Raw genomic sequence first — 16,226 nt, 5'->3', positions numbered from 1 at the left:
GGTGGCGCTTCTGCCAACGCGGTCGTGGGGTCAGGCTGCGGGGAGGGTGGGGTTGGTCGGGCCCGGGCGGCGGTCGGTGGGGCGGGCCGGGGGGATGACGGGGGCGTGGAAGTCGCGCGGGCCGGTCCACAGGGCGGGGACGGCGTCGCCGCGGCGGGCGAGTTCGTAGGCCAGCGCCTCGTAGTTGACGCGCCAGCCGTGGAAGTGCTGCCAGGCCTCGTCGACCGGGCGCTCGCGGGGGAAGCCGGCGGACGTGATCATGGCGACGGCGCCGATGTACTCGGTGTAGGTCAGGCGGATCGGGACGTCCGGGTCCGGGTCCGGGTCGAAGTCGATCCGCACGGAGCGGCCGATGTCGCGCAGCGCGGTGAAGCCCGCGCGCAGCACCAGGCGGGCCTCGGGCGGGGCCGAGCGCGGGCAGAGTGCCAGGTGGAGGGCGGCCGCGTCGAGCACCGCGATCAGGCCGACCACCCAGCTGCGGTTCGGCTGCGGGGAGCGGAAGGACAGCAGCACCGGGTAGTTGGAGTGGCTCTCGCCGATGTCGGCGGCGAGCCGCTCCCAGTCCCGGTAGAGCTGGGGGAGGGCGGTCTCGGTGTCGACGAGGGACTGCCGGGCGAGCAGTTCCGGGCCCCAGGCGGGCTCGCCGGCCCGGGACTGGAGCAGGGTCACCTCGGTCTCCCGCCGCTGGTAGGCGGCGTAGAGGGTGGGCAGGTAGGCGATCTGAAGGGCGATCACCAGCGGCCCGCTGGCGGCGGCCATGAAGTCGATCGCCGACAGTTGCAGGCGCTCGCCGCTGGCGTAGCCGAGGGTGAAGAGGCTGGATCCGGACTCCCGGATGGCCACCGACCAGCTGAGGTCGGACGTGCCGTGCAGCAGCAGGGTGTAGGCGAGCAGCATGCCGCTGAGCCACACCCCGAGCATGCCGAGCAGGATCAGCGGCGCCAGCCAGGTCAGCGCCCGGTCCTGCGCGTAGTAGCTGCGGAACGGCGTCGCGTAGAGCCGGAGCACGGTCCGCAGCACCCGCCAGAGCCGGCTGACCAGCGCCGAGTACAGCCCGCGCGGGACGACCAGCGTGCGCAGGATGCTGCCGACGATGAGCAGGAGCAGCAGGGCGCCGGCCAGGGTGTGGATCATCCTCATGGCGCCATTGTGGCGGTCCGGCGGAGCGGCTGCGGCACGGGGCGGGCGCCCGGTGGTCCGGTGGCCGGGTCCGGTGCCGGCCGGGTCTTTGATCGGGCCATATCCGAGGGGCGCTGTGGCCGGGTCGGCGCAGACGGGCGCGGGACTGTTCTCTGCGCGGTTGTCGAGGCCGGCGCGCGGCTCGCGTTGTTGGAGATGTCCTCGGACTCGGGGGTGAGTGCGGGGGACGTCTTCGGCCATGTCGCGGTCACGTCCGGCGACGAGGCTGCGCCGGTCCGTGATCGTGAAAGTCGTGATCGGACTGCTACGGGCTGTCACTCGGTCGTGTGCTGTCGCTACCGGGCGCCGTACCTGATCAGGCCACCGGCGGGATCCGGCCGGATGGGCTGCGTGGACCGTGCTCCGCTCGCGGCCCGTGATCCCACACGCTCGTGTTCGATTCCGTTCGCCGGTGCGTCCGCTCGTCCCGACCTCCCGTGTGGTGTCCGGCCGCGGGGCGGCGGTGACGGATGCCCCGTGCGGCGCTTGCCCGGAGCTCTCCGAAACCCCGGTCTGACGGGTTGTCCGGTTCTGGGAGGCGCAGGTGCCGGCTCTTGGCGATTCCCTGCCGGTGCGGGGGAGGGCTGCGTACTTTCTGAACCCTGCCGGGACGCGCTGGGGGAGTCGTCGCGACCCCTGGCCTTCCACCGTCCCGGGATTCTGCAGCCCCCGGCGGGCGATGCGCCGTGCGCCCTCGTCCGTCGGCCGCTGCTCCGCCCCACCACCGAGAGGAAGCGTCCATGCCCGACTCCGCTCTTCCCGCCCCGTACGACGAACCGCAGCCGGCGACCCCGCTGACCGCACAGCTGAACGCCGACGTCGTGCTCCCGTCGCCCGGCCAGGATGCCGAGGCGGACTTCGCGAAGCAGGGCCTGCTGGTGGCCCTGGACCCGAACGACCCCGTTCCGGGCCCCGGCCCCGGCGGCCAGCCCTATGCCTGGAACCTGGCCCCCTACGCGGCGTTCCTGTCCGAGCAGACCCCCGCGCCGGACACGGCCAACCCGAGCCTGTGGCGCAATGCCGTGCTGAACATGAACGCCGGCCTGTACGAGGTGGTGAAGGACGCCGTCTACCAGGTCCGCGGCATGGACTTGTCCAACATCACCTTCATGGAGGACCCGACCCAGCAGAGCAGCGACATAGTCGTCCTGGACCCCCTGATCAGCGAGGAGTGTGCGAAGGCCGCCCTCGACCTCTACCTCGGCGAGCGCGGTGCGCGCACCATCAAGGCCGTCATCTTCAGTCACTCCCACACCGACCACTACGGCGGCGTCCGGGGCCTGTTCGCGGGCGGCACCCCCGATGCCGACGTCAAGATCGTCGCGCCGGACGGCTTCCTGGAGCACGCCGTCAGCGAGAACGTGTACGCGGGCAACGCGATGAGCCGCCGCGCCACCTTCATGTACGGATCACTGCTCCACAAGGGCGCGGACCAGCAGATCGACGCGGGACTCGGCAAGACGATGTCGTCGGGGACCACCGGCCTGCTCGCCCCGACCCACACCGTCGTCGCCAGTGTCACCGACGAGGACACCCAGATCCTCGCGGGCGTCCCCTGTACCCTGGCCGGGATCCAGTTCGAGTTCCAGCTCACGCCCGGCACCGAGGCGCCGGCGGAGATGAACTTCTACCTCCCCGACGTCAAGTCGCTGTGCATGGCGGAGAACGCCACGCCCACCCTGCACAACCTCTACAGCCTGCGCGGCGCCCAGGTCCGCGACGCCAAGGAGTGGTCGAACTACCTCACCGAGTCCGCCACTCTCTACGGGGGCGACGCCACCTCCCTGTTCGCCAGCCACTTCTGGCCCCGCTGGAAGAGCGAGGACGGCAACGAGATCGTCGACTTCCTCACCAGCCAGGCCGACCTCTACCGCTTCCTGCACGACCAGACCCTGCGCCTGGCCAACCACGGCCGGACCATGCACGAGATCGCCGAGGACCTCGACCAGCAGCTGCCCCAGAGCCTGGCCGGCCAGTGGTTCAACCGCGGCTACTACGGCACCACCAACCACGACATCAAGGCCGTCTACCAGCGCTACCTCGGCTGGTTCGACGGCAACGCGGCCCACCTGCACGGCCTGCCCCCCGAGGAGGTCGGCAAGCGCTACACGGACACGTTCGGCGCCGACACCATTGTGAAGGCGGCGCAGACCGCCTACGGGAACGCGACGACCGCCGACGACTACCGGTGGGTCGCCGAACTGCTCAGCCACGTGGTCTTCGCGGACCCGGCCAACATCGATGCCCGGAAGCTGGAGGCCGATGCGCTGGAGCAGCTCGGCTACCTCGCCGAAAGCGGCCCCTGGCGCAACTTCTACCTCGCCGGAGCCGCGGAACTGCGCAACCCCGACGCCAGCGCCGGGAACACCGGCGCGCTGCCCGCACCCGAGATCATCACGGACGACGTGATCGCCGCCATGCCCCAGGACATGGTCTTCGACTACCTCGGCATCCGCCTCAACGGCCCCGACGCCGCGAACAACCCGCTCACCATCGCCCTCACCATCGCCGGCGGGAACGCCGGAGACCCCGCGCAGTGCACCGTCCAGCTGCGAAACGGCGTCCTCGTCTACACCGCCGACACCAGCACCGGCGCCGATGCCTCGTACACCCTCACCCGTACCGGTCTCAACCAACTCGCCCTCGCCAAGGACGTGCAGAAGGAAGTGGCCGCGCTCGTGGACAGCAAGGACCTGACGGTCGACTCCGGCACCATCGACCCGCTGAACACCCTCGCGGGGCTGCTGGAGAGCTTCGACTTCTGGTTCGCCCTCACCACCCCCTGATCCCCTCACCTCCCATTCACCCCCATTCGGTACCGGCCGGCTGCCAGCAGTCGGCCGGTACCGGACGTTCCGGGGCGTCGGCCTCCCCGCAACGGGGCCTCACCCGCGAGCCCCCGGACCGCTTGGTCCGGGGGCTCGTTGCGTGCGGGGCGGCATTGACAGCGGGCGGCGTCCGGCTGAATGCTAAGCAAGCGCTTAGTCAACGAGGCCACACCCCGAGGACCCCGAGGAGCCGCCCGATGCCCGAGACCCCCGCCGAGCCGCCCGGGCTGGACCTGGCCCGCCTCCGCGCCCACCTGGACCGGGAGCTGCCCGGCCTCGTCCAGGGCCCGCTGCGGGCCGACCTCGTCGAGGGGGGTCGCTCCAACCTCACGTACGTCCTCACCGACGGCACCCACGGCACCGGCCGCTGGGTGCTGCGCCGCCCGCCGCTCGGGCACGTCCTGGCCACCGCGCACGACATGGGCCGCGAGTACCGCGTCATGACCGCCCTGCGCGACACCGACGTGCCCGTCCCGCGCACCCTGCTGCTCGATCCCGGCACGGACGTGCTCGGCGCCCCCTGGTACCTGATGGAGTTCGTCCCCGGCGTCGCGCACCGGGCCCTCGCCCCGATCGCCGCCCTCGGCGAGCAGCGCGTCCACGCGCTCGGGCGGCGGCTGGTCGACACCCTCGCCGCCCTGCACCGGATCGACCCGGCCGACGTCGGCCTCGCCGACTTCGGCCGCCCCGACGGCTACCTGGAGCGCCAACTGCGCCGCTGGTCAACCCAGTTGGCGAACTCCCGCAGCCGCGAACTGCCCGAGGTGGAGCGGCTGCACGCCCTGCTCGCCGAGCGGCGGCCGATCTCCCCGGCGCCCGCCCTGGTGCACGGCGACTACCGGCTGGACAATGTCCTGGTCGGCGACGGCGACGCGATCACCGCCGTGCTGGACTGGGAGATGTCCACCCTAGGCGACCCGCTCACCGATGTCGGCCTGCTGGTGATGTACACCGAGGTCGCCGGCGTCGGCGGCGGCATCATCCCCTCCGCCGCGACCGCCCCCGGCTTCCCGAAGCCGGACGAACTCGTCGCGTACTACGCCGAGTTGACCGGCCGACAGGCCGCCGACCTGGACTGGTACGTCGCCTTCGCCTCCTTCAAACTCGCCGTCGTCGCCGAGGGCATCCACTACCGCTACCAGCAGGGCCGCACGCTCGGCGCGGGCTTCGAGCGGGCCGGCGAGATGGCCCCGATCCTCGCCCGGTACGGCCTGAGCACCCTCAAGGAGCACTGACCGATGGACTTCGCCTACGACGCCCGCACCAACGAACTCCGCGAGCAGCTGCTGGCCTTCATGGACCAGCACGTGCACCAGGCGGAGGCGGCCCTCGCGCAGCAGCTCGCCGACCCGGCCCGCGAGGCCTGGAGCATCCCGCCCGTGGTCGCCGAACTCCAGGCCGAGGCGCGCAAACAGGGCCTGTGGAATCTCTTCCTCCCCGGGGAGCGCGGCGCCGGCCTGACCAACCTCCAGTACGCCCCGCTCGCCGAAATCACCGGCCGCAGCCCGCACTTGGCCCCGCCCGCGCTCAACTGCGCGGCCCCCGACACCGGCAACATGGAACTGCTCGCCCAGTTCGGCACCGCCGAGCAGCGCGAGCGCTGGCTGCGCCCGCTGCTGGACGCCGAGATCCGCTCCGCCTTCGCGATGACCGAGCCCGAGGTCGCCTCCTCGGACGCCACCAACATCGCCACCCGGATCGAGCGCGACGGCGACGAGTACGTCGTCAACGGCCGCAAGTGGTACATCACCGGGGCGATGAACCCGCAGTGCCGGATCCTCATCGTGATGGGCAAGACCGACCCGGCCGCCGAACCGCACCGCCAGCAGAGCATGGTGCTCGTCCCGCGCGACACCCCCGGCGTCACCGTCAGGCGCGGCATGACGGTCTTCGGCTACGACGACGCGGACCACGGCGGCCACGCCGAGGTGCTGTTCGAGGACGTCCGCGTCCCGACCGGGAACCTGATCGGGGAGGAGGGCGCGGGCTTCGCCATCGCGCAGGCCCGGCTCGGCCCCGGCCGGATCCACCACTGCATGCGCGCGATCGGCATCGCCGAGCGCGCCCTGGAGCTGATGTGCCGCCGGGTGAACGGGCGGGTCGCCTTCGGCCGGCCGCTCGCCGAGCAGGGCGTGGTGCAGGACTGGATCGCCGAATCCCGGGTCAGGATCGAGCAGTTGCGGCTGCTGGTGCTCAAGACCGCCTGGCTGATGGACACCGTCGGCAACCGGGGCGCGCACACCGAGATCCAGGCGATCAAGATCGCCACCCCGCGCACCGTCGAATGGATCCTCGACAAGGCCGTCCAGGCGCACGGCGCCGCGGGTGTCAGCCAGGACACCCCGCTCGCGCAGCTCTGGGCCGGCAACCGCACCCTGCGGCTGGCCGACGGACCGGACGAGGTGCACAAGCGCTCGCTGGCCCGGCGCGAGCTGCGGCGGCACCCGTAGGGGTGTCATACCGGAGTACTCAGGGGCAGGTTGGCTCCTGGGTATGACGGCTGCGGTCCGCCTTCGCCCGTACTGTCCTGATCAGCAGGCCAGCAGATCAGCAGGTCAGCAGCCTGGCGGGCTGGCAGATCAACGGGGACGAGGAGAGACATCATGGGCGGGCGGGGACGGGCCGTGGCGGCGGTACTTCTGGCGGCGACGGCGGTGCTCGGAGTGGCCGGCGCCCCCGGGGCGGTGGCGGCAGCACCGGCGCCGGGGGCGGACGGCGGTGGCGAGCGCCAGGCCCGGGCCTGGCTGCCGGAGCCCACCGGGCCGTACCCGATCGGCACCACCACGCTGCACCTGACCGACACCGGGCGGGAGGACCCCTGGAAGCCCGGGCAGCGCCGCGAGCTGATGATCAGCCTCTGGTACCCGACCGCCCGCCCGGCCACCGGCGCCGACCGCGCCCGCTACATGGACCCCGCCGCCGGCGAACACTTCGGCACCGAGGGCAGCATCGGCCAGGCGAACCACGGCGCCACGCCCGGCCGCACCGACTGGGCGGGCATCCGCACCCACGCCCGATCGGACGCCCCCGCCCTGCCCGGCGGCCCGCGCCCGGTGGTGCTGTACTCGGCAGGCCTCGGTGACCCGCGCACCTGGGGCACCGGCCTGGTCGAGGACCTGGCCTCGCGCGGCTACGTCGTGGTGACGCTGGACCACACCTACGAGGCCTCCGAAGTCGCCTTCCCCGACGGGAACCTGGCCACCTCCGTGTTCCCCGCGCTGGTCGGACAGCCCGGCCTGGACATCGGCGCGGTGCTGCGCAAGTCGATGCAGACCAGGGTGGACGACACCCGCTTCGTACTGGACGAACTCGGCGGCCTGCGCCTGGACCCACGGCTGCCGGTCGGCCTCGCCGCCTCGCTGGACCTCGACCGGATCGGCATGGTCGGCCACTCGGCGGGCGGCTTCACCGCCCTCCAGACCATGCACGACGACCCGCGCATCGCGGCCGGAGTCAACCTGGACGGCCAACTGCACTTCCCCGGGCCGGACGGCCACACCGGGGTGGACCTGCCCAGCGTCGCCCAGGACGGCCTGGACCGCCCGTTCCTGCTGATGGGCACCCGCAACGAGGACTCCGGGGACTACCACCGGCAGCCCGGCTGGGACGCCCTCTGGCAGCACAGCACCGGCTGGCACGCCGACGTCACGCTGAACGGCTCCCGGCACGGCTCCTACACCGACGCGCAGTCCCTGCTGCCCCAGCTCGCCCGGCAGGGCGCGATCACCCCGGAGCGGCTGAGCGCCGACGTCGGCGACATCCGCCCCGACCGGGCGGTGCTCGCCACCCGCTCCTACGTCGCGTCCTTCCTCGACCGCTGGCTGCGCGGACACGACGACCACCTGCTGGACGGGCCCTCGGTGTGTTTCCCGGAGATGGTGTACGAGCGTTAGGCGTACTGACCGCCGGGGAGCGAAGACGAACAGTCGGGAAACTCGCACCCTCCCTCAAGCTCCCGCAATAACCTGTCCGGCATCAGTCCGAGTTGGAGAGGAACGCCATGAACTCACTTGCTGTATACGGACGTTGTGGAGCATCGCTGGCCGCCTGCGTGCTGATCCTGGCCTCTGGCGGCGGGACCGCCGTCGCCGCCGACAGGGCGCCGGCAGTGGCGGGGGCAGTGGCAGTGGCGGGGGTGGTCACCGTCCCGGTCGGGACCCTGGTCTCCGGGATGGCGGTCAGCCCGGCCGGGGACAAGGTCTACGTCACGGCCGACGGCGCGCTCAAGACCGTCGACACCGGGACGGACACCGTCACCGCGCAGATCCCGCTGGCCAACGCCGAGAGCGACTACCACCAGACCGTGATCAGCCCTGACGGCAGGCGCGTGTACGTCGTGAGCGGTCTCGTCATGAACGTGGTCGACACCACGACCGGCACCCTCCTCGCCGCCGCACCGCTGCCGCCGCAGAACAAGCCCGCCGCCTGGCTCACCGGCCGTACGCACGACATCGCGCTCAGCGCCGACGGTGCGACGGTCTACGTCACCCAGGCCGGCGCGACGGGCTACAACGTGCCGCCGATCCCCCCGCCCGGGGTGCCCGCCGAGACTCCCGGACGGGTGCTGACCTTCTCGACCGCGCAGAACGCGTTCACCGGCGAGGTCGCGCTGCCCGGCAGTTACGCGCAGTCGATCGCCCTGCGGCCCGGCGGTCGCGACGCCTACGTCGCCGCCGGGTCCGGGCTGGTGCACCTCGACATCTCGGGCGCCCCCGGGGCCGCGCCGACCGTGGTCGGCTCGGTGTCGAACCTCCGTCAGGCGATCCGTCAGGCGGCGTTCACCCCCGACGGCACCCACCTGTTCGCCGTCGCCGACAGCGCCGCCAACCAGGTCTTCCCCGTCGACCCCGCCACCGACGCCGCGCAGGCACCCGTCACGCTCGCGCCGGTCGCCTCCGCCGGACTCACCGGTGTCTCCGTCAGCCCGAACGGGACCCGTCTGCGCACCGTTCGGTATGACCGCGATCCGCGGGCGGTCGCGCTGGTGGCCTTCGACACCGCCACCTACGCTCCGGTGCCGACCGAGACGGTCCCCTTCACCCTGGACAGCGTCAGCGACACGGCGGTGAGCGCCGACAGCAGCACCGTCTACGCGTTCGGCTGGCGCAATGCCACCCGCGACACCGCCCTCCAGATCGTCACCCGCTGACCGGAGTCCCCCGCTGACCGCCGGGGGAGCGCCGTCCTCCTGACGAGTACGGACGGAGGGCGGCAACGCGCAGGGCCTCAGGCCCTGCCGGCCTTGGCTCCGCCCGGCCCAGGAACACGAGTCCGCCCGCCGCAGCACCTGAACCGCCGCCGGTCGTCAGTCCCCCAGGACGGCGATCCGGCCGGTGCTGCGCCCGGCGGCGACGAGCTCGACGGCGTCGGCGGCCCCGGCGAGCGGCACCCTGGCGCTCACCAGCGGGCGGACCGCGCCCCGGTCGGCGAGCCGGGTCAGCTCGTCGTGGGCGGCGCGGACGGCCTGCGGGTCGTGGGTGTTGTAGCGGCCCCAGTGCAGGCCGAGGATGGCGTAGTTCTTCACCAGCGCGTGGTTGAGCGCCGGCGCAGGGATCCGGCCGGCGGCGAAGCCGACCACCACGATCCGGCCCTCGAAGGCGACGCACTTGGTGGAGCCGGTGTAGGCGTCCCCGCCGACCGGGTCGAAGACCACGTCCGCGCCGCGCCCGCCGGTGAACTCCTTGACGGCGGCGACGAAGTCCCCGGCCGTCCGGTCCACCACCAGGTCGGCGCCGAGCGCCCGGGCCGCCTGCGCCTTGGCGGGGCCGCCGACCACGGCGACCACCCGGGCCCCGGCGGCCCGGCCCAGCTGGACCGCCGCGCTGCCCACGCCGCCCGCCGCCGCGTGCACCAGCAGCGTCTCGCCGGCCACCAGCCGGGCCCGGCGGTGCAGGGCGAACCACGCGGTCTGGTAGCCGATGTGCAGCGCGGCCGCCTCGGCGTCGTCCAGCGCCCCGGGCGCGGGGAAGGCGGCCGCCGCGTCCAGCAGCGCGTACTCGGCGAAGGCGCCGTGCGGCAGTACCGGGTTGCCGATCAGCCGCTCGCCCCGCCGCGCGCCGTCCGCCACCTCGCCGCACAGCTCCACGCCGGGCGTGAACGGCAGCGGCGGGCGGACCTGGTACTGGCCGCGCACCATCAGCGCGTCCGGGAAGTTGACCGCCGCGGCCCGCACCCGGACGAGCAGCTGCCCCGGCCCGGCCGCCGGCCGCGCCACATCGTCGGCCAGCCGCATCACCTCGCCCGGCTCGCCGAGCTGTTCCACCTGCCAGGCCCTCACAGCGCCTCGCTCCTCTCCAGCCCCTGCTGGAGCCGGTTCATCCCGTTGATCCAGCGGTCCGGTTCGGTGGCCCGGACCCGGTAGTACTCGGCGGTCTCGGGGTGCGGCAGGATCAGGAAGCGGCCCTCGCGTAGCCCGGCCAGCGCCGCCTCGGCGACGTCCTCCGGGTCCAGCGCGGTGGGTGCGAGCAGTGCCTCGCCGACCGCGCCGGTCGAGGCGAGCATGTCGGTGCGCACGCCCTGCGGGCAGAGCGCGTGCACCCGGACGCCGCGGTGGCGGTACGTCGCGGAGAGCCACTCGGCGAAGGCGAGCGCGCCGTGCTTGGTGACCGCGTACGGGGCCGATCCCAACATGGTGAGCAGCCCGGCGGCGGAGACCGTGGCGAGGAAGCGGCCCCCGCCGCGCTCCAGCCAGCGGGGGAGCAGCAGTTCGGCGGCCCGGACGTGGGCGAGGACGTTGACCTCCCAGGCGCTCGCCCAGGCCGCGGCGGGCGCGTCGGCCCCGCCGACCGGGGCGACGCCCGCGTTGGCGCACCACACGTCGATCTCGCCGAGCGCGGCCCGGGCCTGCCCGACCAGGGCGGCCAGCCCCTCGGGGGAGGCGGCGTCCCCGGGGGCGGCGGTGCCGCCGCAGCCCCTGGCGACGGCGTGGGCGGCCTCGGTGTCCAGGTCGTTGACCACCACCCGGGCGCCGGCCGCGGCGAAGGTCCGGGCCAGGGCGGCGCCGATACCGCGCCCGCCGCCGGTCACCACCACGCCCTGGCCGGCGAAGTCCGTTGCACGGGCCTCCTGGTCCGTTGTGTCCGTCGCCGGTGCCTCCGGGTCCGCCGCGCCGCTCACAGGCCGCCGCCGAGGGTGACGCCGCCGTCCACGACCAGGGTCTGGCCGGTGATCCAGGCGGCGTCCGCGGAGAGCAGGAAGGCGACCGCGCCCGCGACGTCCTCGGGCACGCCGAGCCGGCCGAGCGGGTAGGCGGCGGCGACCTGCTCCTCCCGGCCCTCGTACAGGGCCTCGGCGAACCTGGTCTTGACCACGGCGGGGGCGACGGCGTTGACCCGGATGCCCTGGCCGCCCAGTTCGGCGGCGAGTTCGGTGGTGAGCCGGATCAGCGCGGCCTTGCTGACCCCGTACATGCCGATCCCGAGCGAGGAGCGGATGCCCGCGACGGAGGCGACGTTGACCACCGAGCCGCCGTGCTCGCCCATCCAGGCGGCGTGCGCGCGGCGGGTCCAGGCCAGCGGGGCCAGCACGTTGACGGCGAGGATCTTGGCGGCGGCGGCCTCGTCGGCGTCGAGGACCGGGCCGTAGAGGGGGTTGATGCCGGTGTTGTTGACCAGGTGGTCGAGCCGGCCGAAGGCCTCCAGGGTGCGGGCGACGGCCTCCTCCTGGTGGACCGGGTCGTCGGTCCTGCCGGCGACGGCGATGGCGTTCTCCGGCCCGCCCAGGTCGTGGACGGCCTCGGCGAGCGGCTCGGGGTTGCGGGCGGTCAGGCAGACCTTGGCGCCGCGGGCGACCAGCTCGCGTGCGATGCCGAGGCCGATGCCCCGGCTCGATCCGGTGACGACGGCCACCCGGCCCTTGAAGGAGTACGCCACGGAGGGTCCTGCCTTTCGCGCGGAACGTTCGACGAGGGGTGCCGGGTGGACGGAGGCGCCGGTTCGGCGGGGGTGCCCGGTCGGCGGGTGTGCCGGTCCACCGGCTGACTAAGCGCTTGCTCAGCATGGTGTCGGTGCGGGAGCCTGTCAACAGTCCGTCGACCGGGCGGCGGGAATGTGTGTACGAGTTCTCTGGGAGGATGGCGCCATGACCAGCACGCCCATCGCCGACCTCTGGCGCACCCTGCCCGGCGGCGCCGACTCTCGCCCCGAGGCGGCGTACCGGCTGCTCCAGGCGGCCGTCGAATCCTTCGCGGAGCGCGGTTTCCACGCCACCACCACCCGGGACATCGCCACCGCCGCCGGGATGAGCCCGGCGGCGCTGTACATCCACTACCAGTCCAAGGCCGCGCTGCTGGCCGAGATCAGCCAGGCCGGGCACGCGGCCACGCTGGAACTGGTCCGGGCGGCGGCGGCCGGTGAGGGCGGCCCGGTGGACCGGATGCGCCGGCTGGTCGAGGAGTTCACCACCTGGCACGCCCGGGCCCGCACGGTCGGCCGGGTGGTCAACTACGAGCTGCACGCGCTGCCCGAGGACGCCTACGCGGTGGTCGCGGCGCTGCGGCTGGACATCGAGCGCGAGGTCAGCGCGCTGATCGAGGCGGGCGTGACGGCCGGCGCCTTCCAGGTGTCCGAAGTCCGGACGGCGGCCCGTGCGGTCACCTCGCTGGGCATCGACGTCTCCCGCTGGTTCACCGACCGCTCCACCGAGACGCCGGATGAACTCGGCCGCCGCTACGGCGAGTTGGTGCTGCGGATGCTCGGCGCCCGGGTCTGATCCGCCGGTCCGCCCGGCGACCGGTAAGGTGACAACTCAGTTGCCATGTGCCCCGAGGAGGACCGATGACGCGTCAGATCGGTGAGGTGCCCGCCCTGTTGGCCGAAGCCTGGGTCTCCTGGGCGGAACGCGGCGCGGCCCTGGACGACGCGTCGTGGGGGCTCGCCACCCGGCTGCCCGGCTGGACCGTCCGGGATCTGTACGCGCACGTGGCGCCGGTGCCGGAGATGTTCGCCGGGCTGCGCGGGGCCCTGGTGGACGGCCCGGCCGAGGTGACCACCGGGGTCGGCATCCTGCGGGCCTACAACCGGCCGGGCGGAATCGCGCACACCGCCGCCGAGCAGGTCGCCGAGGCGGCGAAGCAGACCGCCGCGGCAGCCGAACCGGCCGAGCTGGTCGCCCGCTTCGGGGCCGAGGGCCCGGCGGCCCTGGCCGGCATCGCCGACCTGCCGCCCACCGCCGCGGTGGCCCACCCGCTGCTCGGCTCGGTGACGGTCGGCGCGCTCGGCGAGGTGGCGCTGATGGAGGCGACCGTCCACCTGCTCGACCTGATCGCGGCGATCGGCGGCCCGCCGCCGTCCGACGGCGCCCTGCACTTCACCCGCACCCTGCTCGCCGAGGTCGCCGACCCGGTGGCCTTCATCGAGGCGGCAGCCGGTCGCGACACCACGCCGGTCCTGCCCGTCATCCGCTGACACCGGGGCGCGGCGCGTAGGCCGCGACGGCGGAGCCGGGCTCGGGGTGGACGGCGGCCGGGCCCGCGCTCCCGCCGGGCGGGCCCGCGGGGGCCGTCGCCGCAGGTCCTGCGGCTCGGGGCCGGTTCGCGGGCTGTGGCACGATGCCCGCAGGCCGGTCACCAGGGACGGCCCGCGCCACGCCGCAGGCACGAGCGGCGGGCGGTTCCACCGCACGCAGAATGAGGACCCGCCATGTCCGAGACCATCCCCAGCCACGCCCGGCCCACCGGGCAGCCCGCCTTCCGCCCCGCCACGCTCGCCGACGTACCGGCGCTGGTCGAACTGGTCGAGTCCGCCTACCGCGGCGACGCCAGCCGGGCCGGCTGGACCACCGAGGCGGACCTGCTGGAGGGCCAGCGCACCGACGCCGAGGGCGTCGCCGCGGTCATCGGCCGCTCCGACGGGGTGCTGCTGGTCGCCGAGCGGGACGGCCAACTGGTCGCCTGCTGCCAGCTGGAGCACCGCGGGGACCGTGCGTACTTCGGCATGTTCTCGGTGCGCCCCGGGCTCCAGGGCGGCGGCCTCGGCCGGGCCGTGCTCGCCGAGGCCGAGCGGCTGGCCGGCGAGGAGTGGGGCGTGGGCGAGCTGGAGATGACCGTGATCGAGCAGCGCGCCGACCTGATCGCGTGGTACGAGCGGCGCGGCTTCCGCCGGACCGGGGTCTTCACTCCGTTCCCGTACGGCGACGAGCGTTTCGGCGTCCCGCTGCGCCCTGACCTGCGGTTCGAGAAGTTGACGAAGGTGCTGACGAAGGCACTGAAGGAGTCGCTGGGGGAGGCCTGACCGCAGGGGCGCGGGCCGGCGGTGCTCGGGGTCGAATCCATGATCGCTTGACGGTTCGTCGGCACGTGATGACATGTCAAGTCACTGACCAGGGGCGATGCGGAGATGTCATACCTCGTTCATGATTGGTCTAGGCCAATGTGAGAGGCTGAGGGCGAACGGCCACGTTCCGTCCCATGCCCAGGGGGGCCACTTCCGCATGCCCGTACTCCATGGCACCGCCATGCCCGCGCCCGTCCCCGGCCCGCGCCGGATCCCCGCGGACCCCGACCTCCGCCTGCCCAGCCCGCCCGACGACGAGGAGCTCTACTGGTACTTCGGCCCGCAGCGCCGCTGGGTGCTGCTCTGCGCCACCCTCTCCTACGCGGGAGCCACCGCCACCCTCGGCCTGTTCGCCCTCAGCCGGCCGCTGCTCTGGCCCTTCCTGGTGCTCACCGTGCTCAACGCGGCCACCTGGCTGCTCTCGCTCACCGACGGCCAGCGCGCCCGCCGCTACACCCGCGACTCGCACGACCTGCTGATGCGCGCGTGGCAGCCCGCCCGCCACCCGAGCGTCGACCTGCTGCTGCCGACCGCAGGCGAGCCGTTGGCCGTCCTGGAGAACGCCTACCGCCACACCGTCGCCGTCCAGTGGGCCGGCGCGCTGACCGTCATCGTCCTCGACGACGCCGCCCGCCCCGAGGTGCGCGAACTCGCCGAGTCCTACGGCTTCCAGTACCGGGCCCGCCCCGACCGCGGCCGGTTCAAGAAGGCCGGCAACCTCAACCACGGCCTGGCCGAGGGCAACGGCGAGATCGTCGCCGTCCTGGACGCCGACTTCTGCCCCCGCCCCGACTTCCTGCACCACCTGGTGCCCTACCTCGACAACCCCGAGGTCGGCATCGTGCAGAGCCCGCAGTGCTTCGACACGGACGCCGACATGTCCTGGCTCGAACGCGCCGCGGGAGCCACCCAGGAGATCTTCTACCGCTGGATCCAGCCCTCCCGGGACGCGCAGGACGGCACCGTCTGCTGCGGCACCAACGCCCTCTACCGCCGCGCCGCACTCATGCGTGTCGGAGGCTTCGCCGAGATCGACCACAGCGAGGACCTCTACACCGGCCTCTCGCTCGCCCGCGCCGGGTGGACCACCCGGTACGTGCCCGCCCTGGTCGCCAAGGGCATGTCGCCCACCGGCCTGCCCGCCTTCATCAGCCAGCAGTACCGCTGGTGCCTCGGCTCCCTGGCGCTCGTCCGCGACCCGGACTTCCGCCGCGGACCGCTCCCTCGCTCCGCCCGGCTCTGCTTCTGGAACGGCATCCTCGGCTACGTCACCAGCGCCGTGAACGTCTTCGCCGTCCCGCTGCCCGCCCTGATCATGCTGTTCTTCGCCCCCGGTGAGATCCAACCGTGGCAGGTGCTGCCGTTCCTGCCGCCGATCTGGGTCTCGCTCGTCCTGCTGCCCGCGATGTCCCGCACCCGCTGGCGCTTCGAGGTCACCCGGGTCCAACTCCTCGGCGGGCTCTGCCACGTGGTCGCCATCGCGCACGCGCTGCGCCGCCGCAGCGCCGACTGGGTGCCCACCGGCGCCGTGTCGGGCGGCAGTTCACTGGCCAAGGCGGTCGCCCGGATCGGCGTCGGCTGGCTGGGGTTCGTCGTCCTCGCGGGCGTCGCCGGACTCGTGCGCGCGGCCATGCTGTACGGCTGGCAGCCCTTCTGGGCGCTCACCGCGCTGCTCGCGCTCACCGCGTACACCATGATCCCGCTGATCCGGTCCCTGTGGCCGCTCCTGCGCAGTGGCAACGGGGCCGCCGTCGGAGAGGTCGCCCCGCCCGTGCGGCGCCGGTCCGACCTGGGCTTCGGCCACGCGGAGGCCGTCGCCGTCACCGCCGTGCTGCTGCTCTGCGGACTGCTGGCCTCCGGCTGGGCCGATCCGCTGATCTTCTGACGCTCCGTCAACTCCGCTCCGTCAACTTCATGAGCTCCACCAATTCCTGACGTCAAAGTCGAT

At 73.4% G+C, this 16,226-nt stretch carries 13 protein-coding genes; 9 read left to right on the top strand and 4 right to left on the bottom strand.

Annotated elements, in window-relative coordinates:
• Nucleotides 1-30 precede the first annotated feature (30 nt).
• Complete coding sequence (locus tag A6F73_RS01945; RefSeq protein WP_063346137.1) at nucleotides 31-1,140, bottom strand: hypothetical protein; 1,110 nt, start codon at nucleotides 1,138-1,140, stop codon at nucleotides 31-33.
• A gap of 779 nt (nucleotides 1,141-1,919) precedes the next feature.
• On the opposite strand from A6F73_RS01945, the gene A6F73_RS01940 reads away from it, so the two are divergent.
• The 5 genes from A6F73_RS01940 (at nucleotide 1,920) to A6F73_RS01920 (ending at nucleotide 9,156) form a co-directional block, all read left to right on the top strand.
• On the top strand, nucleotides 1,920-3,965 hold the full coding sequence (locus A6F73_RS01940; RefSeq protein WP_079135353.1) for an alkyl sulfatase dimerization domain-containing protein: 2,046 nt from the start codon (nucleotides 1,920-1,922) through the stop codon (nucleotides 3,963-3,965).
• A 239-nt stretch (nucleotides 3,966-4,204) separates the two neighbouring features.
• Nucleotides 4,205-5,242, top strand: coding sequence for a phosphotransferase family protein (locus A6F73_RS01935; protein WP_063346136.1), 1,038 nt, complete (start codon nucleotides 4,205-4,207; stop codon nucleotides 5,240-5,242).
• Nucleotides 5,243-5,245: 3 nt separating this feature from the next.
• Entirely contained in the window at nucleotides 5,246-6,457 is a 1,212-nt protein-coding gene (locus tag A6F73_RS01930; RefSeq protein ID WP_063346135.1) for an acyl-CoA dehydrogenase family protein, read from the top strand.
• Between the two features lie 153 nt (nucleotides 6,458-6,610).
• Nucleotides 6,611-7,900: an esterase gene (locus A6F73_RS01925; protein ID WP_063346134.1), complete on the top strand. Its 1,290-nt coding sequence runs from the start codon at nucleotides 6,611-6,613 to the stop codon at nucleotides 7,898-7,900.
• Nucleotides 7,901-8,115: 215 nt separating this feature from the next.
• A complete protein-coding gene (locus tag A6F73_RS01920; RefSeq protein WP_159398316.1) occupies nucleotides 8,116-9,156 on the top strand; it encodes a hypothetical protein in 1,041 nt (346 codons plus the stop codon).
• Between the two features lie 156 nt (nucleotides 9,157-9,312).
• Here A6F73_RS01920 and A6F73_RS01915 read toward each other — a convergent pair whose 3' ends face one another.
• From A6F73_RS01915 to A6F73_RS01905, 3 genes are all read right to left on the bottom strand, one after another.
• Nucleotides 9,313-10,284 carry an NADPH:quinone oxidoreductase family protein gene (locus A6F73_RS01915; RefSeq protein WP_063346132.1) on the bottom strand — a complete coding sequence of 324 codons (972 nt, stop codon included), beginning with the start codon at nucleotides 10,282-10,284 and terminating at the stop codon, nucleotides 9,313-9,315.
• Entirely contained in the window at nucleotides 10,281-11,039 is a 759-nt protein-coding gene (locus A6F73_RS01910; RefSeq protein ID WP_063350867.1) for an SDR family oxidoreductase, read from the bottom strand. Before A6F73_RS01910 ends, A6F73_RS01915 begins: the two co-directional genes overlap by 4 nt.
• 80 nt (nucleotides 11,040-11,119) lie before the next feature.
• A complete protein-coding gene (locus tag A6F73_RS01905; RefSeq protein ID WP_063346131.1) occupies nucleotides 11,120-11,878 on the bottom strand; it encodes an SDR family oxidoreductase in 759 nt (252 codons plus the stop codon).
• 208 nt (nucleotides 11,879-12,086) lie between these two features.
• Between A6F73_RS01905 and A6F73_RS01900 the strand changes: the two genes are divergently transcribed.
• The 4 genes from A6F73_RS01900 to A6F73_RS01885 all read left to right on the top strand — a co-directional run bounded on the left by A6F73_RS01900 (nucleotide 12,087) and on the right by A6F73_RS01885 (nucleotide 16,163).
• On the top strand, nucleotides 12,087-12,716 hold the full coding sequence (locus A6F73_RS01900; RefSeq protein WP_063346130.1) for a TetR/AcrR family transcriptional regulator: 630 nt from the start codon (nucleotides 12,087-12,089) through the stop codon (nucleotides 12,714-12,716).
• 65 nt (nucleotides 12,717-12,781) lie between these two features.
• On the top strand, nucleotides 12,782-13,411 hold the full coding sequence (locus tag A6F73_RS01895; RefSeq protein WP_063346129.1) for a maleylpyruvate isomerase N-terminal domain-containing protein: 630 nt from the start codon (nucleotides 12,782-12,784) through the stop codon (nucleotides 13,409-13,411).
• A gap of 234 nt (nucleotides 13,412-13,645) precedes the next feature.
• Nucleotides 13,646-14,236 carry a GNAT family N-acetyltransferase gene (locus tag A6F73_RS01890; RefSeq protein WP_063346128.1) on the top strand — a complete coding sequence of 197 codons (591 nt, stop codon included), beginning with the start codon at nucleotides 13,646-13,648 and terminating at the stop codon, nucleotides 14,234-14,236.
• A 199-nt stretch (nucleotides 14,237-14,435) separates the two neighbouring features.
• Entirely contained in the window at nucleotides 14,436-16,163 is a 1,728-nt protein-coding gene (locus A6F73_RS01885) for a cellulose synthase catalytic subunit (RefSeq protein ID WP_347878508.1), read from the top strand.
• The last annotated feature ends 63 nt before the right edge of the window (nucleotides 16,164-16,226 follow it).

The organism is Streptomyces sp. MJM8645 (assembly GCF_001625365.1).
Classification (GTDB): Bacteria; Actinomycetota; Actinomycetes; order Streptomycetales; family Streptomycetaceae; genus Kitasatospora.
This window is presented reverse-complemented; position numbering and strand designations above follow the sequence as displayed.